This is a genomic window from Sphingomonas sp. Leaf208 (assembly GCF_001421415.1).
Lineage (GTDB): Bacteria > Pseudomonadota > Alphaproteobacteria > Sphingomonadales > Sphingomonadaceae > Sphingomonas.
Map to the genome: position 1 here is coordinate 1 of NZ_LMKH01000039.1, position 20575 is coordinate 20575.

The window sequence follows — 20575 nt, forward strand, 5'->3', positions numbered from 1 at the left end:
CCTCGCCATCGTTGTAACGCCTGGTCGTACCGTCAGTCATATGCCTCACTCTTATCTAAGAGCGGGGCCCTGTCAGGTCATTTAGGGGGCCACCTCACCGGGTGATGCGATCAGCTTGAGATACTCCAGGACAGCCGTGCTCCCCTCGATCGCACCCTCGCCCAAGCGCGATCAGCCCCTCCAATTTATCGGAGGGGCTGACCGGTAGCGTTAGGCAGCCGCGCCTCCGTCGATGTTGAGCGTGGTACCCGTGATATAGCTCGCATCGGGACCGGCGAGGAACGAGACCGCACCCGCGATTTCCTCGACCTTGCCGTAGCGGCCAAGCGGAATGAGTCCGATCATCTGCTGCGCGAACTCGCCGTTGGCGGGGTTCATATCCGTGTCGATCGGGCCGGGCTGCACCGTGTTCACGAGAATATTGCGCGATGCGAGATCTTTCGCCCAGCCTCGCGCCAACGCCGCGACGGCCGCCTTGGTCGCGCTGTAGACGGCGGTCGCCGGGAAGGCGAGCTCGCCCGAGACGCTGCCTATCAGGATGATCCGCCCACCGTCGTTCAGGTGCGACAGCGCCGCGCGCGTGCCAACGTGGAGGCCCTTCACGTTGACGCCGAACTGGCGGTCGAAGGTCTCATCCGTATCGTCGGCGACGGCAGAGAATTCCGCCACGCCGGCATTGTGGACCAGGATGTCGATCGCGCCGAGCGCGGCCGCCGCCTGTTCGACGCCCGCGCGCTGTGATGCAGGGTCGGCAGCGTCTGCCTGGAATGCGAAGGCAGTGCCGCCGGCACTCTCGATTGCCGCCACAGTAGCGTCGGCGGCAGCCTTGTTGCCGGCGTAGGTGATCGCGACGGCCGCACCGTCGGCAGCCAGTCGCTTGGCGATTGCTGCGCCGATGCCGCGTGATCCACCGGTGACGAGCGCTTTTTTGCCCTGAAGTGACATGTCAATTCTCCGAAATGTGGCCCGCGATCACGCCGTCGTGCGCTGTCGGCAAGACGGAACATAAGCTGACGCTTCCACAGTTCAATATATCCGAACTATTAAAGTGGGGCGGCTCCATTATATGAGCCCGATGCCCCGTTTCACGCATCCCCGTCTTGAGGACGTTCCGCTCGATCTCGCTCTCCACGCGCTGGCCGATCCCAATCGGCTGGCAATGGTGGCACGGTTGGCCATGACCGAGCGGCTGAGCTGCACCGACGCGGCACCATGCGAGTCGATCCCCAAGAGCACGCTGTCCAATCACCTGAAGCTGCTTCGCGCCGCCGGGCTGATCGAGACGACGCAGGCTGGGCGCGAGATGATCAACACGCTGCGACGCTCCGATTTCGACCGGCGTTTCCCGGGCCTGCTCGACGTGGTGCTCGCCAACAGCATTGCCTGACGCACACCGCGACGCCGACAGATCAGGCGCCGTATCGGGACCGAAGCTGGCGCTGGCGCTAGGCAGTCTGAGCGTCCGGGATGGGCCGGCTTGCCTCATTCCGCGAGAACCTAGTTGGATTGGTCTGTCGCCTTTGCGCTCTTGGTATCGCGAGAGGATGGTGAGCCAAAGAGCCGGGCATACTCGCGACTGAATCGCGATACGCTTTCGTACCCGACGCATAGCCGGCCGCGGCAACGTCGCGGCCGCTGACGATTAGTCGACGAGCCTCCTCCAAGTGCTAGCTCTTCTGATACTGTAGCGCGCTCATCGCCGTTGCCGTTCGGAAACGCCGATGTAGCGAAGCCGAACTCATGCCTGCCTCATCGGTCAACGCTTCGACGCGTAAAAGCTGGTCGAACTGTTCGTGGATTAGCGGAGTCGCGCGGTGCACCTGCGAAAGGCGGCTATCCGCACGTACGATTTGGCGGACGATCGCTCCCTGCGGGCCCCGAAGTAGGCAAAGGATTTCATGCTCGCAAAGCGGCGCCAATACCGTGATGTCCTGCGGCGCATCGAGTCGCCACACCAGTCGGAGCTAGGCGTCGAGCAGTTCAGTAATAGAAAAACCGGGCGGCATTTTAGTTTCGTAATGCGTTGTAGGGACCCGACTGCGTGCGGTTCCAGAGTATTGAACGGAGCTACTAACACGGCCGGGGACCATATAGGCAAGACGATGGGGACAGCGTCGGTGTAGTACGTGGGCTACACCGACGCTGCATTTCGAATTTACAGCACCTCGAACAACCCGGCTGCGCCCATGCCGCCGCCGACGCACATCGTGACCACGACATACTTGGCACCGCGACGCTTGCCTTCGATCAGCGCGTGACCGGTCGCGCGGGCGCCGGTCATGCCGTAGGGGTGGCCGATCGAGATCGCGCCACCACTCACGTTGAGCAGCTCGTCGGGGATGCCGAGGTTGTCGCGGCAGTACAGGACCTGCACCGCGAACGCCTCGTTCAGTTCCCACAGGCCGATATCGTCCATCTTCAGGCCGAAGCGCTTGAGCAGCTTGGGGATCGCCACCACAGGACCGATGCCCATCTCGTCCGGCTCGGTGCCGCCGACTGCCATGCCGACATAGCGACCGAGCGGCTGGAGCCCGCGCTGCGAGGCGATCTTCTCTTCCATCAGTACCGACGACGACGATCCGTCCGACAACTGCGACGCGTTGCCAGCGGTGATCGTGAAGTCGGGGCCCATTACTGGCTTGAGCGACTGGAGGCCTTCGAGCGTGGTGTCGGCGCGGTTGCCCTCGTCCTTGGTGATCGTCACGTCCTTGTACGTGACTTCCTTCGTCTCCTTGTTGACGATCGCCATGTTGGCGTCGACGGGGATGATCTCGGCATCGAAATAGCCGGCGGCCTGCGCGGCGGCAGTGCGTTGCTGCGACTGGAGCGCATAGGCGTCCATCGCGTCGCGGCTGATGCCGTAGCGCTTGGCGACGACCTCGGCGGTCTGCAGCATCGGCATGTAGACGTCCTTGTGCATCGCGATCAGCTGGGGATCGGGGGCGACGCGCATCTGCGGGGTCTGGACGAGGCTGATGCTCTCGACGCCGCCGCCGATCGTGATGTCCATGTTGTCGGTGATGATCTGCTTGGCCGCGGTGGCGATCGCCATGAGGCCGGACGCGCACTGGCGGTCGACCGACATGCCCGAGACGGTGACGGGGAGGCCGGCGCGCAGCAGCGAGGTGCGGGCGATGTTGCCGGCCTGATGACCCTGCTGGAGGGCGCAGCCGAACACTACATCGTCAACTTCGGCGCCGTCGATGCCGGCACGCTCGACCGCGGCCTTGATCGAATGCGAGGCGAGGGTGGGGGCGGGGGTGTTGTTGAAGCCGCCGCGATAGGCGCGGCCGATGGGGGTGCGGGCGGTGGAGACGATGACGGCTGAACGCATGATTTTATCCTTATCTGCTCCCTTCCCGCTTGCGGGAGGGGTTGGGGGAGGGGGTGGCCAGAGCAGCCGGCGCAATCGCGGCTATCTCGGACCCTCCCCTGACCCCTCCCGCAAGCGGGAGGGGATTAGTTTCAAACGAAGACCTGGCTGATCCATTCGGCGATCAGGGCGGGCTTTTCCTGGCCTTCGATCTCGACGGAAAACGCGTTGGTCTGCTGCCACTGCCCCGGACGCTTCTCGTCGAAGGAAAGCAGCTTGAAGCGACCACGCACCTTCGAACCGGAGCGGACCGGCGTCAGGAAGCGGACCGAGTTGCCGCCGTAATTCACGCCCATCTTCGCGCCCTCGATGGTCGGCGCATCGGGGACCTTCGACGACAGCAAGGGCATCAACGACAGGGTCAGGAAGCCGTGCGCGATCGTCCCGCCGAACGGGGTCTGCGCCGCACGGACCGGATCGATGTGGATGAACTGGTGGTCGCCGGTCGCATCGGCGAACTTGTCGATCATGGCTTGTGTCACCTCGACCCAGTCGGAAACCGTCTCGGTGCCGATGCGCTGTTGCATCTGCGCGGTGGTGATCGTCGCCACGGCATTCCCCTCAAAGCTCATTTGGCGCTAAGCGCTGAAATGTCTCTAGGCGTACAGGCGAGCGGATCGCAAGCCTCACCCAACCGGAAGCTGGAAAATGTCGACTGCCGTAACGTCCAATGCCCGCGATATCATGGCAAAGCTGTACCGCGCGAGCGAACCCGATGTTCTAAAACCGCTGCTCGACCGCGCTGCGCTCGATTCGGATTCGCGCGAACGGGTGATGGGGCATGCGCTGGGCCTGCTCGCGGACCTGCGGGCGGCGCAGAGCAAGGGCTGGGTGAACCAGTTCCTCCAGGAATATCGACTGAATTCGTCGGAAGGCGTCGCGTTGCTGTCGCTGGCCGAGGCGTTCCTGCGCGTGCCCGATCCCGAGACCGCGGATCTGCTGATCGCGGACAAGCTGGGCGATGCCGATTGGCGTGCGCATGCGGGCAAGTCGAATTCGAAGCTCGTCAATTCGGCGACCTGGGGGCTGGTAGTCGGCCGCGTGCTGGTCGGCGAGGGATCGACCGGGCCGCTGCGGCGCCTGATCAGCCGCGCGGGCGAGCCGTTCGTGCGCCAGGCGGTCGGCGCGGCGATGAAGATGATGGGCGAGATCTTCGTGATGGGTCGCACCATCGACGAGGCGATGAAGCGGATGCGCCGTCCGGAGAACAAGGGCTTCACGGCGAGCTTCGACATGCTCGGCGAGGCGGCGCGGACGCATGCCGATGCGCAGCGATACTTCCAGGCGTATGTCGGTGCGGTCGATGCGGTCGGGCGCGATCCGGCGGCGGGGCATTCGATCTCGGTCAAGCTGTCGGCACTGCACCCGCGGTACGAGGTGGCGCGGTGGAGCGAGTGCGTGCCCGCGCTGACCGAGATGCTGGAGGCGCTGGCGGTCCAGGCGGCGTCGAAGGGCATCGCGCTGACCGTCGATGCGGAGGAATCCGAACGGCTGGAGATGAGCCTCGACATCATCGGCACGGTCGCTGGGCTGCCGTCGCTGAAGGGCTGGGACGGGTTCGGCATGGCTGTGCAGGCCTATGGCAAGCGCGCGCGGCCGGTGATCGAATGGGCGAACGGGCTGGACCGCGTGATGAACGTGCGGCTGGTGAAGGGCGCGTATTGGGATAGCGAAATCAAGCGCACGCAGGTCGAGGGGTTGGCGGACTATCCGCTGTTCACGCGCAAGGCGGCGACCGACGTGTCGTATTTGGCTGTGGCGAAGGACATGCTGGCGGCGGAGAATATCCGGCCGGCGTTCGCGAGCCACAATGCGCTGACGGTCGCGACGATCATGGAATGGGCGGGCAACTCGCGCGACTTCGAGTTCCAGCGGCTGCACGGGATGGGCGACGGCCTGTACGAACGGCTGGTGCAGGAGAATGGGTATCATTGCCGGGTTTATGCACCGGTCGGGGGGCACCGCGATCTTCTGGCGTATCTGGTTCGACGGTTGTTGGAGAACGGGGCGAATTCCAGTTTCGTGCACCAGTTGGCGGACGAGCGGCTGACCGAGGCAGAGATTCTGGCGGATCCTGTGGCGAAGATCGCTGCGGTCGGGGGGAAGCGGCATCGCAGCATTCCGTTGCCGGTGGATTTGTTCGGGGCTGGGGGGCACCGGAATTCTGCCGGGTTGGATTTGAGTGATGTGGGGACGCTGGAGGCGACGGTTGCCGCGGTTAATGCCCCCCTCCCGCAAGCGGGAGGGGCCGGGGGTGGGCTCGCGCTATCGTCGTCGGCTACGGCTGGTGATGAGCGGGCAGCCGCAGCCGCAAGCGTTGCGGCCAGTGGTGAGCGCGTGCCCACCCCTAGCCCCTCCCGCTTGCGGGAGGGGGATGCTGTCGTGGCTGCCATTACGCGGGCGCATGCGGCGTTCCCCGGTTGGTCGACTACGCCGGTCGACGAGCGCGCTGCTTGCCTCGAACGCCTTGCCGACCTGCTCGAGAAGCATCGCGACGAACTCATGGCGATCTGCGTGCAGGAGGCGTTCAAGACGATTGGCGATGCGATCGGCGAGGTGCGGGAAGCCGCCGATTTCTGTCGGTATTACGCGCAGCAGGCGCGGTTGAACCTGCATCCGATCGAACTGCCGGGACCGACGGGCGAGCGCAACACGCTGCATATCGAGGGACGCGGAGTCTGGGCGACGATCGCGCCGTGGAACTTCCCGCTGGCGATCTTCCTCGGGCAGACGGTGGCGGCGCTCGTCACCGGCAATACCGTCGTCGCCAAGCCTGCACCGCAGACCCCGCGGATCGCGGCGCGTGCGGTTGAGCTTGCGCATGAGGCTGGCGTGCCGGTCGATGCGCTGGTGCTCGTGACCGGCGGGCCGGAGGTCGGCGCGGCGCTGACCGCGGATGTGCGGATCCAGGGTGTCGCGTTCACCGGATCGACCGCGACGTCGCGGAAGATCGCGCGGTCGTTGCTCGACGACGAGACGCGGCCGATCGTGCCGCTGATCGCGGAGACCGGCGGGATCAACGCGATGATCGTCGATTCCACCGCGCTGCCCGAGCAGGTGGTGGCGGACGTGATCGCGTCGTCGTTCCGGTCGGCGGGGCAGCGTTGCTCGGCGTTGCGCTTGCTGCTGGTGCAAGAGGATATCGCGGACGGCGTGATCGAGATGCTGTCGGGGGCGATGGAGACGCTGCGGATCGGGCGGTCGGGCGATCCCGCGACCGATGTTGGGCCGGTGATCGACCAGGCCGCGTATGACCGGCTGATGGCGTATCGCGAGAGCGTGAAGGCGAAGATCGTCAAGACGCTCGATGCGCCGGCGGACGGGCTGTTCGTGCCGCCGACTCTGGTGCGAATCGGGGCGATCGAGGACCTCAACCAGGAGTGGTTCGGGCCGATCCTGCATGTCGCGACGTGGGAGGCGGGGAAGCTCAGCGAGACGATCGCTCGGGTCAATGCCAAGGGTTACGGCCTGACGATGGGCCTGCACAGCCGTATCGCGCGGGCGGCCGAGGTGATCGAGGCCGAGGCTGCGGTGGGGAATCTGTATATCAACCGGTCGATGATCGGGGCGGTCGTGGGGTCTCAGCCTTTTGGGGGTGAGGGGCTTTCGGGGACTGGGCCGAAGGCTGGTGGGCCGCGGTATCTTTATCGGTTCTGTGCGGAGCGGGCGGTTTCGGTGGATACGACGAGCGCTGGGGGGAATGCGACGTTGCTGTCTTTGGATGAGGGTGGGATTTAGTTCCTGCTCAACTGAACTCGGCCTCCGTTCGTTTCATGATGCACGTCCCCGGCATCATAAAGCACCACCCCGGCGGAGGCCGGGGTCCAATTGGGGAACGGTGCTGACGACCGTCGCGCTTCGTTACTGCGACCTTGCCAATTGGGCCCCGGCCTTCGCCGGGGTGGTGTTGGGGCGTGGCGGCGAATTCTTCACGTCCAGCTTGTCTCAGCAGCGGTGGTTTCGCGGTACTCTAGCAAGCATTGTTTCCCCGCGAAGGCGGGGACCCAGACTGGGCTCCCGCCTTCGCGGGAGAACAAATTAGCAGAGATAACGCGGCTTAGGCGGGCGTTGCCTCAGTATCCGACCGTCGCCCCTCCGGATACGGCATCACCACCGAGCCATCCGGCGCCGCCATCATGTTCACCTGCGTCGGGAACGCGATCTCGATCTTCTCGTCGTTGAACCGCTTAAGGATCGCGATCCCCACCGCGGTGCGGCCATCGTAGAAGCTCGCATAATCCGGCCCCTTGCTGTCGAACTGAACCTCGAAATCCAGGCTCGACGCGCCGAAGCCGGTGAAGCCGGCGCGGGTGAAGATCTTGTCGTTGGCTTCGACGATCTCCTTCAGCATCGCAGGGATGAGCGAGCAGACTTCGGGGGGCGTGGAGTAGGTGACGCCGATGACGAACTTCGCGCGGCGATGGTTGCGTTGCGTGTTGTTGAGGATTTCCTTGTTGAGGAGGTTCTTGTTCGAGATCACGCGCTCCTCGCCGTCGATGCCGCGGATGCGGGTCGATTTGAGGCCGATCGCCTCGACGCTGCCCGAGGCGGTGTCGTAGCTGATCGAGTCGCCGCGGCGGAACGGGCGGTCGAAGATGATCGCGAGCGCGGCGAACAGGTCCGCGAAGATGCCCTGTGCCGCCAGACCGATCGCGATGCCGCCGACGCCTAGACCGGCGACGAGGCCGGTGACGTTGACGCCGAGATTGTCGAGTACGACGACCAGCGCGACCGCGAACACCACGAACGTGACGAGCAGGCGGATCAGGCCCATCGCCGAGAGCAGGGCTTCACCCGAATAATGTTCGGACTGCGTGCGGTGCTCAATCGCACCGAGGATGATCTCGCGGACCCAGACGGCGGCCTGGAACACTGCGGCGACGGTGAAGAGGAAGTTGATCGTCGTCGCGACTTCGCCGGGGGCGGCGGAGTACCCGGCGACCAGCTTTGCGGCGAGCATGACGATGAAGAAATTGCCGGTCCGCGCGATCGCCTTGCCGACGACGATGCCCCAGCCGTTGAGTGCGCGCGGGCGTTCGCAGAGCTTGCTGCCGAAGCGGCGTGCGGTGTGGAGCACGATCACGATAACCGCGCCGATCCCGAACGCGATCAGGATCTGGAGCCAATAGGCCTGGATCCAGGCGACGCTGGCGGTGACGAAGCCCTGGGCTTGGTTGCCGACGTCGCCTGCGTCGAAGATCGGCTGCTTGGGGGCGGTAGTGTTGGACATGGGGATACTCGTCAGGCCGCTTTTGCGATGGTTGCGACGGCGGGCGTGCCGGCTTCGAGGAAGGTGATCAGGCCACATTCCTCGCGGCTCATGTAGCGCTTGGCGCGGGGGAGGCGGAGCGCCTTGCGGAACGTACTTTGACCGGTCTTTACGAGTGCGATCAGCGAGGGGTGGACATAGCTTTTGCGCGCGATCGCGTGCGTGTTGCCAAGCCGCGCGACGACGGGTTCGAGCATCGACTTGAGGCTGAGGTCGCGCTCGGCCGACGCAAGCGCCTCGAACGCGGCGACGCTGGCGGCCCAGGTGCGGAAGTTCTTGGCGGTGAAATCGGTGCCGGTGACGTCGCGGATGTAGCAGTTGACGTCGGTTGAGGTGACGGGGTGCGCAACGCCGGCATCGTCGAGCCACGCGAACAGATGCTGTTCGTCGAGGTCCTGGCATTTCTTGACGAAGCTGCTGAGCGAGCGATCGGTGATCCTGAGCGTCCGCATCTTGCCGGACTTGCCCTTGTACTGGAGCTTCAGCGTCGCGCCCTTCACCTCGCCGTGGCGCTTGCGCAGCGTGGTGGCGCCGAAGCTCTCGTTCGCTTCGGCATAGGCTTCGTTGCCGATGCGGATGTGGCCGCCGTCGAGCAGGCGGATGACCGCGGCGACCGCGCGTTCGCGGGTCAGCGAGCGTTTGCGGAGGTCGGCCTCAACCGCCTTGCGGATCTTGGGGAGCGCATGGCCGAAGTCCGCGCAACGCTCGTACTTGGCGGCTTCCTGTGCTTCGCGGAAACCGAGGTGATAGCGATATTGTTTCCGGCCCTTCTCGTCCCAGCCGACCGCCTGGATATGGCCGTTGGGCTTGGGGCAGAACCACGCGTCGCGGTAGGCGGGGGGCAGGCCGACCGCGTTCAGCCGGTCGATCTCGTCGCGGTCGGTGATGCGTTGGCCCCTGGCATCCCAATAGCCCCAGCCGTTCCGCATCTTCTTGCGGGTGATGCCGGGCTTGGAGTCATCGGAATACACGATCTTGGTGGGCAATGCGGTGGTCCCTTGGGGGCGTCTGATTCTGACTATCTCTGCAAATGTTCGGGAAGGCGCATCGTTCCGGAACGAGGCGGGCTGCGCTTGGTTGAGGGGGCACGGGATTTCACTGGAGACATGACATGGCCGATCTTTCCCAAGCTCGCGTATTGATGCTCGCTGCCGATGGTTTCGAGACCGTCGAACTGTTCGAACCGCGCAAAGCGCTGGAGGCGGCGGGCGCGAAGGTCACGCTCGCGTCGATCAAGACCGACCCGATCCAGGGCATGAAGGGCGACATCAACAAGGCCGAGACGGCAACGCCCGACCTGACGCTCGACGAGGTCGATACCGACGATTACGACGCGCTGGTGCTGCCGGGCGGCGTCGCCAACCCGGACACGATGCGCCAGGAAGAGCGCGCGATCGAGATCATCACCGAGTTCATGGAAGACGGCAAGATCATCGCCGCGATCTGCCATGCGCCGTGGCTGCTGGCCGAGGCCGACGTGATCGATGGACGCCGCGTGACGAGCTTCCCGTCGATCCGCACGGACCTGGAGAATGCGGGGGCGGACGTGGTGGACGAGGAGGTCGTCGTCGACGGCAACCTTATCACGAGCCGCAAGCCGGACGATATCCCCGCGTTCAACAAGGCTATCATCGACGCGCTCGAGGAAGAGCTGGCCGACGAGTCGGTCGATTGACCTGTCCCCCTCCCGCTTGCGGGAGGGGTTAGGGGAGGGGAGCGGGCACCGACCTGTTACGGACGCCCCTCCCCCGACCCCTCCCGCAGGCGGGAGGGGAGCCTGTTTAGCCAGCGTTGAGCCGGGCGTTCTATTAGGTGGTAGAGGGCGATCGAAGTCAGCAGAACCAGGCCGAGATACAGCGCGACTTTCGTTAGCGGAACGGCCGCCGCGTCGCTGACGAAGACGAGTTTGAACGCTTTCCAGAGAATGAAGTGACTGAGATAGGTCGCGTAGCTGGTCTCGCCGAGATAATGGGTCCATCTCAGTTCGAACGGATTTCCAGGCCTGCCAGCGGTCAGTGCCAGCAAGAGCAGGACCGCTGCGAACAGTGCCGGAACGACCAGAGTTTCTGGCGCGCCGGCGATCCAGCCTCCTGCGAAAAGCACAGCCACCAGTGTCGCCCATACCGGGGCGCGCAAGACGCCACGCCAGCGCAACCATAACGCGCAGACGATGCTGCCGGTCGTAAACTCTACCAGGCAGCGAAGCAGGCCGTAGCGCGGGATGTCGGTGCCGAGCGTCGGCGCGTCCATCGCAAGGTGCAGGCCGACCAGCAAGCCGGCGATGATCGCCAGCAACGCCGAGCTCGGCAAACGCCGCCAGTCCACCGCCATAACCAGCAGCGGAAACAGCAGGTACGCACCCAGTTCGGCGCTGATCGACCAAGCCGGGTCGTTCCAGGCGAGGTGATGCGTGAAGCCCCAGTTCTGGAGCAGCATGATGTGGAGCGGCAATTCCGGGAAGACGAACTGCGGATCGCTGCGGCCGGTTGCGCGGAGCAGCAGGGCCAGTGCGACGGCGCCGCCTAACGTGACCAGATGCAGAGGCCAGATGCGGGCGATGCGTTTTTGCAGGAAGCGCGGAATGCTTGCCGCGCCGCCGGTACGAATGCGCTCGGACCAGGTCAGCCAGATCACGAAGCCGGACAGCAGGAAGAAGAAGTCGACCGCCAGATACCCTTTGGCAAAGACGTCGCGCACGCCGCTGGGCAGCCCCGCGATCGACAGGCGGATGTGGTAGAACACGACGAACCACGCGGCGATCCCGCGCACGCCGGTCAGCGCGCGCAGTTCGTGAACAGGTGTGCGATCCGTCACGCCGGAGATGGCACGGCACTGCGGCGCATCGGCCGGAACGATTGCTCGCTCCGCTTGCGCGCCAGATACGTGTCCAGGCCGATCTGCGCGCCGATCAGCATGTAGATAAACGGCTGAAACGCGATCGCGATGAACCCTGCGCCGAGCAGGTAGACGATGTGTCCGCTTTGGAGCGCGGCTGCGAGCGGTCCGGCCCAGGCATACTCCCCGTCCGGATCGCGGTAGCGGCGGCGTATGAATTCCATGCGGGCGATGCCGATCAGGTTGATCGCGAGCCATATTGCAAGGCCGGGATAGCCCTGCTCGCCGAGCATCTCGAAATAGGCGCTGTGATAGGCGCGGGCCTTGTCGACCTCGACCTTGGGTGCCTCGGCAGCGCCGGGTGTGGTCTTCAGGTCATAGCGGATGCGGTTGCCCAGATACGCGTTAAAGCCGCCGCCGAACGGGTTCGCCTTTGCGTATTCGATCGTCCATTTCCAGACCGCGAGCCGCGTCGACGCGGATTCGTCGGCGTCGTAGGTCTTGATGGTGTGCATGCGATTGGTGAAGGTCGAGGGCAGGAACGGGATCGCCGCCAGCCCCAGCACGCCCAGCATCGCCAGATACGCGACCTTGCGTTTCACGTTGCGGATCGACAGCAATGCTAGCAGGCCGATGCAGAGCAGCCCGGTGCGCGTCGACGTGCCGACCGGGATCAGCAGGCACGCGAAGACGAGCGCCACGCAATAGGCCTTTACCCGCCAGTCCGGCCTGAAGATCGTCCCGTGATGCATGAACCAGACGATGATCGGGACGATCGCGATCGCCACCGCGCTGATCGTGCTGCCCTCATACAGGCCTGAGTTATTGTCGACCATCAGATTCAACTGACCGTAGCCGCCGCCGCCGCTGGCGATCGTCTTGATCCCGCCGACGACGATGATCGACGATGCGGCGAGGATCATGAACAGCAGCAGCGCCTCGATCCGGACGCGCGTGCGCAGTGTCAGGGGGAGGAACGCGGCGAAGGCGAGCGCCTTCCACACCCAGTCCCATTTCTCCTTGGCCTCGACCGGGAAATCCGCGGCGATCGTCGTGCCCCAGCAATAGAGCAGCAGCAGCACGATCAGCACCTGGCGTCCGCCGACGCGCGTGTCCCGCTTGTCGTCGGCGAGGATCCACCCGCCGACCGCCAGCGCGACCGCGATCAGCGAGATCGGCACGCTGTTCAGTAGCAGGTAGGTCAGCCGCTGCGGCGATACGATGTCGATATAGACATAGACGAGCACGAGCAGGAACGGCCGCTTGAACCCCATTCCGAAAAACGCGAGCAGGAAGGCGATGAACGCGAGATCACGCATCGCGGCGGGGTTTCTCTATCGGCGCGGGCTTCTTTTCAGGCGCGTCGTGCGGGCTCGGCTCGCGATCGAGGTCGGGCCGCTTGAGCAGCAGGAACGCGGCGAGCATCATCAATCCGTGGCTGAGGCCGAGCGCGAGATTGTCGATCATGGGTACGGCCTCCTTTTCGGAAATGCGGGCTTCTCGGAATCGTCTGTACGTCTAGTCGGTTGACGCGCCGTTAAGCGATCTGTGGCAGGGGGATAGCACGATGCGTATCCTTCATATCCTCGATCACGGCCTGCCGCTGCAAAGTGGCTACACGTTCCGCACGCGGGCGATCCTCAAGGCGCAGGAGGCGCTTGGGTGGACCGTCGCGGCGGTGACCGGCCCGCGGCACGGCGTTGCACCCGCATCGGTTGAGTCGGTCGACGGGCTGACCTTCCATCGTACGGATGCGGGTGTGAAGCCGGGACCGGTCGGCGAAGTCGTCGGGATCGCGGCGTTCGCCAAGCGGATCGAAACGGCGGTCGATGCCTTCAAGCCCGACATTCTCCATGCCCATTCGCCGGTGATCGACGCGCTCGCCGCCCTCATTGTCGCGCGGAAACGCAAGCTGCCTCTGGTGTACGAGATCCGCGCGTTCTGGGAAGATGCGGCGGTCGGCAACGGGACGGGGACGGCGACGTCGATGCGCTATCGTGCGACGCGGGCGCTGGAGACGTGGGCGGTGCGGCGGGCGGATGCGGTCGCGGTGATCTGCGAAGGCCTGCGCGGCGACCTGATCGCACGGGGAATCTCCGGCGGCAAGATCATGGTCTCGCCCAACGGCGTCGATCTCGACCTGTTCGGCAACGCGCCGCCGCGTGACGATGCGCTGGGGGCTAAGCTGGGGCTCGACGGCGCGGATGTCGTTGGGTTCATTGGCAGCTTCTACGATTACGAAGGGCTCGACGACCTGATCGCGGCGATGCCTGCCCTGGTGGCGTTGCGGCCCAAGGCGCGGCTATTGATGGTCGGCGGCGGGCCGATGGAGGCGGCGTTGCGCGCGCAGGCGGAGGCGTCGCCAGTGGCGGACGCGATCGCCTTCGTCGGGCGCGTGTCGCATCAGGAGGTCGAACGCTATTACGGGTTGGTCGACATCCTAGCGTACCCCCGCAAACGGATGCGGCTGACCGATCTGGTCACGCCGCTGAAGCCGCTGGAGGCGATGGCGCAGGGGCGGCTGGTCGCGGCCTCGGATGTAGGCGGGCACCGTGAGCTGATCCGCGATGGCGATACCGGCACGCTGTTTCCGCCCGACGATCCGCAGGCGATCGCGGAGGCGCTGGCGGGGATGTTCGCGGATCGCTCGGGGTGGGACGAACGGCGTGCGCGGGGGCGTGCTTTCGTCCAGGAAGAGCGTAACTGGTCGTCAAACATTCGCCGTTATGCTCCAGTCTATGAGCGGCTGATCGCGGCCGCGGTGCGGGAAAATTAATGGCAGAGTTTGCTCTTCGGACTTTGCAGCGTGGCAATCTAAATCGTCTGATGCCGATCGTCGGTGCGATCGCCGGGGGGGTGATCGCGGCGGCGGGCGTGATGCTGTCGTCGGGCGAAGCGCTGGAGGCGCTCGTGTCGGAAACGGGGATCGCGGCGCTGATCCCGATGGCGGCACCGCCGCTCGGGGCGACGGCGCGCGCGATACTCGCGCTGGGGGCGGGGGCGTTGGTGGCGGCGATCCTATGGTCGTCGCTGTACCTATTGTTCGGGCCGGGTGGGGTGTTTGCCGGTGCGCGGCCGCGGGAAGACGGCGTGCCGGTGATCCGCCGCGCCGACGCGCATCCCGACGCGCCGCCGCGCAAGCCGATGTCGGCGGCTGATCTCGGTACGCCCTTGATGGAGGTGGGCGTTGCGGGGGCGGCCGATGGGGCCGCGCGCGATGAGCGGGCTATTCCCGCCGACCTCGACCTGCCGCTGGCCGCCTATGATCCGAAGGCGATGCGGCCCGTGCCGATGGAGCCTGCCCGGCCGGTCGCGCCGCTGGCGCAGCCAACGATGGTCGCGCCGGTGATCGAAATGTCGCCGACCGCCGAGCCGGACACGTTCGTGACCGCGCCTGTGCCGAAGCCGGTCGGGCCACCGCTCGTCGAAACGTCGCAACCGGTGGAGGAGGTCAGCGCGCCGACGCCGATCGCTCGGCCTTTGCGTGCGCAGGCCGAGCCGACTACGCCGCCGACGATCGAGACGCTCTTGCAGCGGCTGGAGCAGGGGGCGCTGCGTCGGGGTCGGATCGGGTCGCACTGAGGTAGACGCGCACCGCGCGCTCCGACGTACCCGACTATTCCGAAAGCGCTGTTTCTCTCTCCCACCCTCTGATACCCATAGCTCGAAAACAGCGAGGAGGGGTCAATGGCGAACGCCGAAACCGTTACGGGCGAGCCGGAAAAAGGCGCGTCGCGCTATGCGTGGTACGTGCTGTCGATCCTGTTCCTCGTCTATGTCCTGAACTTCGTCGACCGGCAGATCATTTCGATCCTGGCGGAGGACATCAAGCGCGACCTGGGGCTGAAGGATCAGGATCTCGGGTTCCTGTACGGCACCGCGTTCGGCGTGTTCTATTCGCTGTTCGGTATTCCGCTAGGGCGGCTGGCTGACAATTGGCACCGCGTCAGGCTGATGACGATCGGACTGTCGCTGTGGTCGGTGATGACTGCGTTGTCGGGCTTTTCGAAGACCGGCGGGCATCTTGCCGCCGCGCGGATCGGGGTGGGGATCGGCGAGGCAACTGCTAGTCCTTCGGCATACTCGATCATTTCCGATTATTTCCCGAAGCGGCTGCGGGCGACAGCTTTGTCGATCTACTCGGCCGGGTTGTACGTGGGCGGCGGCTGTTCGTTGTTCATCGGCGGGCTGATCGTGCAGGGCTGGAACAAGGCCTATCCGGGCGGCGGACCGCTCGGGCTGGTCGGCTGGCAGGCGGCGTTCATGGCGGTCGGCGTGCCGGGGCTGTTGCTCGCGGTCTGGATCGCGACCCTGAAGGAGCCGATCCGCGGGCTCGTCGAGGGGCTGCCCGAGCCGGAGAAGCATCCGGCGCCTTTCCGCGCGTTCGGGGCCGAACTGGTGACGATCGTGCCACCGCTGACGTTGATCGGTGCGGCGATGGGTGGGGCGCGGGCGCTTGGGTACAACCTTGCTGCGCTAGCGCTGGTGGTCGCGGCTGTGTCGGGGCTGGTCGCGGCGGGCGAGCCTTGGCCGCAATGGGTGGCGATCGGGATCGGCGTGTATGCGGTGTTCTCATGGGCGTCGGCGCTGAAGCGGCGCGATCCGCCGACCTTTGCGCTGATCGTCGGGACGCCGGCGTTCCTGTGCACGGTGGTGGCCTATGGGCTGAACGCGTTCCTGAGCTATGCGGCGAGTTTCTGGGCGGCGCCCTATGCGTTGCGCGAGCTTGGTGCGACGCCGGCGTCGGCGGGGTTCATGATCGGCAGCCTCGGCGCGACCGCGGGGTTCCTGGGGCTGACGATCGGCGGCGTGGTGTCGGATCGGTTGCGGCAGGGTAATCCGGCGGGGCGGTTGTGGGTGGTGATCTTCGGCGCGGTGGTGCCGGTGCCGTTCCTGATACTTGCCTTCACCGCGTCGTCGCCGACCGCGTTCTATACCGGAATTTTCCTGGCGCAGTTGACGGCGTCGTGTGCGCTGGGCGCCGCGGCGGCGACTACGCAGGACATGGTGTTGCCGCGGATGCGGGGCACGGCGACGGCGACGTTCTTCATTGGGACGACGCTGATCGGGCTGGCGCTCGGGCCGTACATGGCGGGGCGGGTGTCGACGCTGACCGGGAGCTTGTCGATCGGCATGCTGTCGTTGCTGGTGGTGACGCCGATTACGCTGGTTTGTGCGGTTGCCGCGTACAGACTTGCGCCTGGGGCCGAGGCTACGCGGGAGGCTAGGGCTCGGGCGGCGGGGGAAGTGGTTTAAGGTTTGACGCGCGCCCCACTCCGTTCGTCCCGAGTAGCCGTCGAGTAGCTGCTTCAGCAGCGTATCGAGACGGCGTATCGAAGGACAGGTTGGCGCGCGGAACCTGTGCTTCGATACGATCCCTCGATACGCTTCTCCGAAGCTACTCGGTCTCTACTCAGCACGAACGGAATTCGGGTTCATCCCTACGGAGGTTGAGATCACCCCAACGCAGGTCGGGGATCACTCCGTCGGCTGGTGTTACCCCGCCTGGAACACCCCGCAGGCGATCCGCCCACCGCTATTACCGGCCGGGTCGGTCATCAAGTCGTCCGGACCCGCGTGCACCACGAAGGCCGAGCCGTCCGTGTCCATCAGGCCCGCCATCGTCGCGCCGGGGATCGTGATGCCGATCGTGCCGCGGCCATCGGTGCCGATGATCAGGTTGGGCAGGTCGCCTTCATGCGGGCCCTGCGGGTTCATGCTGCCGTGCTTCATGCTGGTCGGGTTCCAGTGGCCGCCCGCGGTCGTGAAGTCGGGGGCGTCGCAGCGGCCGACCATGTGGATGTGCGCGCCGTGCGTGCCAGGGGGCATCGCCTTGGCGTCGAGCGTGAAGCGGAGGCCGCCCGCGACTTCGGTGGCGGTGGCGCGGCCGACGTCGGTGCCGGTCGCGGTCTGGAGCGTAGCGGTGGCACGCTGGCCGCCGGATACGGGGGCACCGGTCTCCATTCCAGTCTTCTCGCAGGCGGTCAGCCCGATCGTCGCCGCGCCGAGCAGTGCCAGTGTCGCAATCCGCATAGTGTCTCTCCCTGTTGATCTGTGACTTGGTCTTTGGGCGAACCCTCCGCCGTGGCTCAGGTTCCACCCCCGCTATCGAGCGCCCAGCGCGCGACCGGTTCGTACGTTGCGCCGTCGCGGCCGAGATGGCTCTGGTACAGCACGAGATGGGGTAGCGGGAAGGGCGCGCTCGACAGCGCGGCATGCGTCGCCAGCCAGTCCTCGATCGCGAACGCGACGCCCGCCGCCCGTGCCAGCCGCGCGACGGTGATGTGCGGGAGATAGGCACGATGTTCGGGCGGGAGGCCGGCACGAACGCACGCCTGGTCGACCTTGCGGTGGAGCGCGGCGAGCGCGTCGGGGGGCGTTACGCCGGCCCAGAGCGTATCGGTCCGTCCGCGCTTCTCGAAGCGGCCGACTCCGGTGAGCGACACTCGTGGTACTGGGGCGACGATCTGGCTCAGCGCAACCGCGACGTCCTCCGCGACCGGTCGTTCGACCTCGCCGATGAAGCGGAGCGTCACGTGCAGCTGTTCCTCGTCCTGCCAGCGCGCGGAGGGCACGCCCTCCATTATGTCGAGCAAGCTCTGACGGATAGCGGGCGGCGGGCGGAGGGCGACGAAAAGGCGGATCATGGATTGCGGCAGGTTAACCGCGAACCACTGTGCCGATGCAACCACTCTGCTTGAAAAGCGTCCTGTAAAAGACGATATTCACCGTAACCGGCACCATGCCGGACAAAGGAGCTGATTTTACAATGGCTAATTGGTCTGACCCCCGGCTCCGCGCCGCGCCGTTCGGAACGACGGCCACGGGCCAGCGTACCGAGGCCTATGACGCTGGTCTCCGGTCGTACATGCTGTCCGTGTATAACTACATGGGCTCAGCTGTCCTGCTGACGGGCATCGTCGCGATGCTGTTCGCATGGGGCGGCGCAGAGTCGCCCGCCGCACAGGTGTTCATGAGCGGTGGCATCCTGAAGTACGTCATCATGTTCTCGCCGCTCGCGATCGTGTTTGGCATGAGCTTCGGCCAGAACCGGATGTCGACGGGCACGATGCAGATGCTCTTCTGGGGCTTTGCCGTCCTGATGGGCCTGTCGATGTCGACGATTTTCCTGGTCTATAGCGGCACGTCGATCGCGGGTGCGTTCTTCGCCACCGCAGCCGGTTTCGCTGGTCTCAGCCTGTACGGCTACACCACCAAGCGCGACCTGTCGGCGTTCGGGACGTTCCTGATCATCGGTGTCGTCGGCCTGCTGGTCGCGAGCCTGATCAACATGTTCCTGCAGTCGGGCGTGATGCAGCTGGTCATCAGCGGCGTCGGCGTGCTGCTGTTCGCGGGCCTTACCGCCTACGACACGCAGCGTACCAAGGCGCTGTATGCGCAGGTCGCTGGCACGGACATGGTCGGCAAGGTCGTCATCATGTCGGCGCTGAGCCTGTACCTCGACTTCATCAACATGTTCATGTTCGTGCTGCGTCTGTTTGGTAGCAGCCGCAACTAACTCCCGCTAAGGGTGTGACGAACGCAGGGCTCGGCGGGACACCGCCGGGCCCTTTTCTTTTGGCCTCGGGACAGGAATGGGACGCGCAATGCGGCTCTCGATCGACGTGCGTCTGGATTACGGGATCACGGGGGATGCCGATGTGCTCCTCCAGATCGAGGCGGCGGCGATGGCCGACCAGACGATCGAGTCCGAGTCCCTTACCTTGTGGTCGGACAGCCCGATCCGGGCGGTGCGCGGCGAGGATGGGATCGGGCAACGTTGCTGGTCTCGTGGGCACGGGCGGTTCACGGCCGAGTATAAGGCCATCGTCGCCGTAAATCGCGAGCGGGTGCAGCTCGAGCTATATCCGGCAACGCCGCCGCGAATGCTCGATGGCGAACTGACACCGTATCTTATGCCGAGCCGCTATTGTCCCTCTGACCGGTTCGAGGGCTTCGTCGCGCGCGAGTTCGGCGGGCTGGAAGGTGGTCCGCTCGCGGCGGCGCTCACCGAGTGGGTGTATCAGTCGCTCGACTACCGCTGTGGATCGAGCAGTGGCGAGACAACGGCGCTCGATACGTTTGCGTCGCGGTCGGGCGTGTGTCGGGATTATTCGCATCTGCTGGTATCGCTGGCGCGCGCGGGCGGGATCCCGGCGCGGTGCGTGTCGGCCTATGCGCCGGGCGTCGATCCGCCCGACTTCCACGCGGTCGCGGAGCTTTGGCTGGCAGGGGACTGGCGGCTGATCGATGCGACCAAGATGGCGACGTGCAGCGATATCGCGCGGGTCTGCGTCGGGCGCGATGCGACCGACATCGCGTTCATGACGGTGTTCGGGCAGGCCTATCTGTGGGAGCAGACGGTCAAGGTGACACCGCTCGATTGAGTTGTTCTCCCCTCCCTGAAAGGGAGGGGGCAGGGGGTGGGTCGGGTTCCGCGTTGGCTGGCTTTCGACTAAAGTGGGCCGACCCACCCCCGACCCCTCCCTTCCAGGGAGGGGCGCAGGTAGCGGAACGCTCCGCCCCGTCGACCGTTGGTCATCGCCAAGATTAAAAAGGGACGTCGCAATGACCGACATAGACAAGAGCGCGCTGGATAGCCTGTCCGTAGCGCCCGACGACAAGGATGCCGAGGGCAAGAGCTCAGGCCGCGACCCGCGCCAGGAAGCGGGCCAGGACAAGTCGATCGGCAAGCGCCTGCAGAAGAATCCCGACAGCGCCGATGCGCGTCTTGACAACGGGCTCGACGAGTCGATGGACGGCAGCGATCCGATTTCGGCCACGCAGCCGGGCTCTGGCACCGAGCCGGCGAAGTCGTCGGGTTATGACGAAGATGCCGAGCGGGCGCTGCGCGAAAAGCAGACGTAACACTCGCATCTGCTCAACGAACGGGCGTCGGTCGGCAACGATCGGCGCCTTTTTGTTGCCCAAACGCCTCGCAAGACGATCAAATTGCTTAGTTTCGTTCGGTTCGTCGCAGCCTTGTTGCAGCGCAACAGCTTTCATGGTCGCTTGGTGTTACGGAAAGATGACGCGCGATAGGGTCGTTGTTAACCATCCGAGCGCATAGTCTGCCGGTTCCTTGACGAGAGCGGGGT

General features: G+C 65.4%; 19 protein-coding genes. 9 read left to right on the top strand and 10 right to left on the bottom strand.

What is annotated here, in order from left to right:
• Nucleotides 1–210 precede the first annotated feature (210 nt).
• Nucleotides 211–945 (bottom strand): SDR family oxidoreductase, encoded by a 735-nt coding sequence (locus tag ASE69_RS20560; RefSeq protein ID WP_056490979.1) that lies wholly within the window; start codon nucleotides 943–945, stop codon nucleotides 211–213.
• Between the two features lie 130 nt (nucleotides 946–1075).
• On the opposite strand from ASE69_RS20560, the gene ASE69_RS20565 reads away from it, so the two are divergent.
• The gene (locus tag ASE69_RS20565) at nucleotides 1076–1387 is read left to right on the top strand and encodes an ArsR/SmtB family transcription factor (protein WP_056491156.1); all 312 of its coding nucleotides are present in this window, start codon (nucleotides 1076–1078) and stop codon (nucleotides 1385–1387) included.
• 768 nt (nucleotides 1388–2155) lie between these two features.
• On the opposite strand, the gene ASE69_RS20575 is transcribed toward ASE69_RS20565, so the two are convergent.
• Both ASE69_RS20575 and ASE69_RS20580 read right to left on the bottom strand, forming a co-directional pair.
• Nucleotides 2156–3334, bottom strand: a complete 1179-nt coding sequence (locus ASE69_RS20575; RefSeq protein ID WP_056490984.1) for an acetyl-CoA C-acyltransferase — start codon at nucleotides 3332–3334, stop codon at nucleotides 2156–2158.
• A gap of 131 nt (nucleotides 3335–3465) precedes the next feature.
• A complete protein-coding gene (locus tag ASE69_RS20580) occupies nucleotides 3466–3900 on the bottom strand; it encodes a MaoC family dehydratase (RefSeq protein ID WP_192974619.1) in 435 nt (144 codons plus the stop codon).
• A gap of 157 nt (nucleotides 3901–4057) precedes the next feature.
• On the opposite strand from ASE69_RS20580, the gene putA reads away from it, so the two are divergent.
• Nucleotides 4058–7111, top strand: a complete 3054-nt coding sequence (gene putA / locus ASE69_RS20585; RefSeq protein WP_235519033.1) for a bifunctional proline dehydrogenase/L-glutamate gamma-semialdehyde dehydrogenase PutA — start codon at nucleotides 4058–4060, stop codon at nucleotides 7109–7111.
• Nucleotides 7112–7430: 319 nt separating this feature from the next.
• Here the strand turns inward: putA and ASE69_RS20590 are convergent, their stop codons facing one another.
• Together ASE69_RS20590 and ASE69_RS20595 are read right to left on the bottom strand one after the other, a co-directional pair.
• On the bottom strand, nucleotides 7431–8603 hold the full coding sequence (locus ASE69_RS20590) for a mechanosensitive ion channel family protein (RefSeq protein ID WP_056490993.1): 1173 nt from the start codon (nucleotides 8601–8603) through the stop codon (nucleotides 7431–7433).
• A gap of 11 nt (nucleotides 8604–8614) precedes the next feature.
• Nucleotides 8615–9571, bottom strand: a complete 957-nt coding sequence (locus ASE69_RS20595) for a DNA topoisomerase IB (RefSeq protein WP_056491158.1) — start codon at nucleotides 9569–9571, stop codon at nucleotides 8615–8617.
• Between the two features lie 182 nt (nucleotides 9572–9753).
• On the opposite strand from ASE69_RS20595, the gene ASE69_RS20600 reads away from it, so the two are divergent.
• On the top strand, nucleotides 9754–10317 hold the full coding sequence (locus ASE69_RS20600; RefSeq protein WP_056490996.1) for a type 1 glutamine amidotransferase domain-containing protein: 564 nt from the start codon (nucleotides 9754–9756) through the stop codon (nucleotides 10315–10317).
• Nucleotides 10318–10373: 56 nt separating this feature from the next.
• Here ASE69_RS20600 and ASE69_RS20605 read toward each other — a convergent pair whose 3' ends face one another.
• From ASE69_RS20605 to ASE69_RS22695, 3 genes are read right to left on the bottom strand one after another with little or no spacing between them, the layout of a single operon-like run.
• Nucleotides 10374–11456 carry an acyltransferase family protein gene (locus ASE69_RS20605; protein ID WP_056490998.1) on the bottom strand — a complete coding sequence of 361 codons (1083 nt, stop codon included), beginning with the start codon at nucleotides 11454–11456 and terminating at the stop codon, nucleotides 10374–10376.
• Nucleotides 11453–12796 carry a putative O-glycosylation ligase, exosortase A system-associated gene (locus ASE69_RS20610; protein ID WP_056491002.1) on the bottom strand — a complete coding sequence of 448 codons (1344 nt, stop codon included), beginning with the start codon at nucleotides 12794–12796 and terminating at the stop codon, nucleotides 11453–11455. The genes ASE69_RS20605 and ASE69_RS20610 overlap by 4 nt, the downstream gene beginning before the upstream one ends.
• On the bottom strand, nucleotides 12789–12944 hold the full coding sequence (locus tag ASE69_RS22695) for a hypothetical protein (RefSeq protein ID WP_168711666.1): 156 nt from the start codon (nucleotides 12942–12944) through the stop codon (nucleotides 12789–12791). The genes ASE69_RS20610 and ASE69_RS22695 overlap by 8 nt, the downstream gene beginning before the upstream one ends.
• 100 nt (nucleotides 12945–13044) lie before the next feature.
• Here ASE69_RS22695 and ASE69_RS20615 point away from each other — a divergent pair, with 100 nt between their 5' ends.
• The 3 genes from ASE69_RS20615 (at nucleotide 13045) to ASE69_RS20625 (ending at nucleotide 16733) form a co-directional block, all read left to right on the top strand.
• Complete coding sequence (locus ASE69_RS20615; protein WP_056491005.1) at nucleotides 13045–14253, top strand: TIGR04063 family PEP-CTERM/XrtA system glycosyltransferase; 1209 nt, start codon at nucleotides 13045–13047, stop codon at nucleotides 14251–14253.
• Complete coding sequence (locus tag ASE69_RS20620; protein ID WP_156362456.1) at nucleotides 14253–15059, top strand: hypothetical protein; 807 nt, start codon at nucleotides 14253–14255, stop codon at nucleotides 15057–15059. Before ASE69_RS20615 ends, ASE69_RS20620 begins: the two co-directional genes overlap by 1 nt.
• 105 nt (nucleotides 15060–15164) lie before the next feature.
• Nucleotides 15165–16733 carry a spinster family MFS transporter gene (locus tag ASE69_RS20625; RefSeq protein ID WP_056491010.1) on the top strand — a complete coding sequence of 523 codons (1569 nt, stop codon included), beginning with the start codon at nucleotides 15165–15167 and terminating at the stop codon, nucleotides 16731–16733.
• A 240-nt stretch (nucleotides 16734–16973) separates the two neighbouring features.
• Here ASE69_RS20625 and ASE69_RS20630 read toward each other — a convergent pair whose 3' ends face one another.
• Nucleotides 16974–17510, bottom strand: coding sequence for a superoxide dismutase family protein (locus ASE69_RS20630; protein ID WP_056491012.1), 537 nt, complete (start codon nucleotides 17508–17510; stop codon nucleotides 16974–16976).
• A gap of 56 nt (nucleotides 17511–17566) precedes the next feature.
• Entirely contained in the window at nucleotides 17567–18124 is a 558-nt protein-coding gene (gene thpR, locus ASE69_RS20635; protein WP_056491015.1) for an RNA 2',3'-cyclic phosphodiesterase, read from the bottom strand.
• Nucleotides 18125–18246: 122 nt separating this feature from the next.
• Here thpR and ASE69_RS20640 point away from each other — a divergent pair, with 122 nt between their 5' ends.
• From ASE69_RS20640 to ASE69_RS20650, 3 genes are all read left to right on the top strand, one after another.
• Complete coding sequence (locus tag ASE69_RS20640; RefSeq protein WP_056491018.1) at nucleotides 18247–18996, top strand: Bax inhibitor-1/YccA family protein; 750 nt, start codon at nucleotides 18247–18249, stop codon at nucleotides 18994–18996.
• An 88-nt stretch (nucleotides 18997–19084) separates the two neighbouring features.
• A complete protein-coding gene (locus tag ASE69_RS20645) occupies nucleotides 19085–19864 on the top strand; it encodes a transglutaminase-like domain-containing protein (protein WP_056491021.1) in 780 nt (259 codons plus the stop codon).
• 181 nt (nucleotides 19865–20045) lie between these two features.
• A complete protein-coding gene (locus tag ASE69_RS20650; protein WP_056491024.1) occupies nucleotides 20046–20345 on the top strand; it encodes a hypothetical protein in 300 nt (99 codons plus the stop codon).
• Nucleotides 20346–20575: the final 230 nt, after the last annotated feature.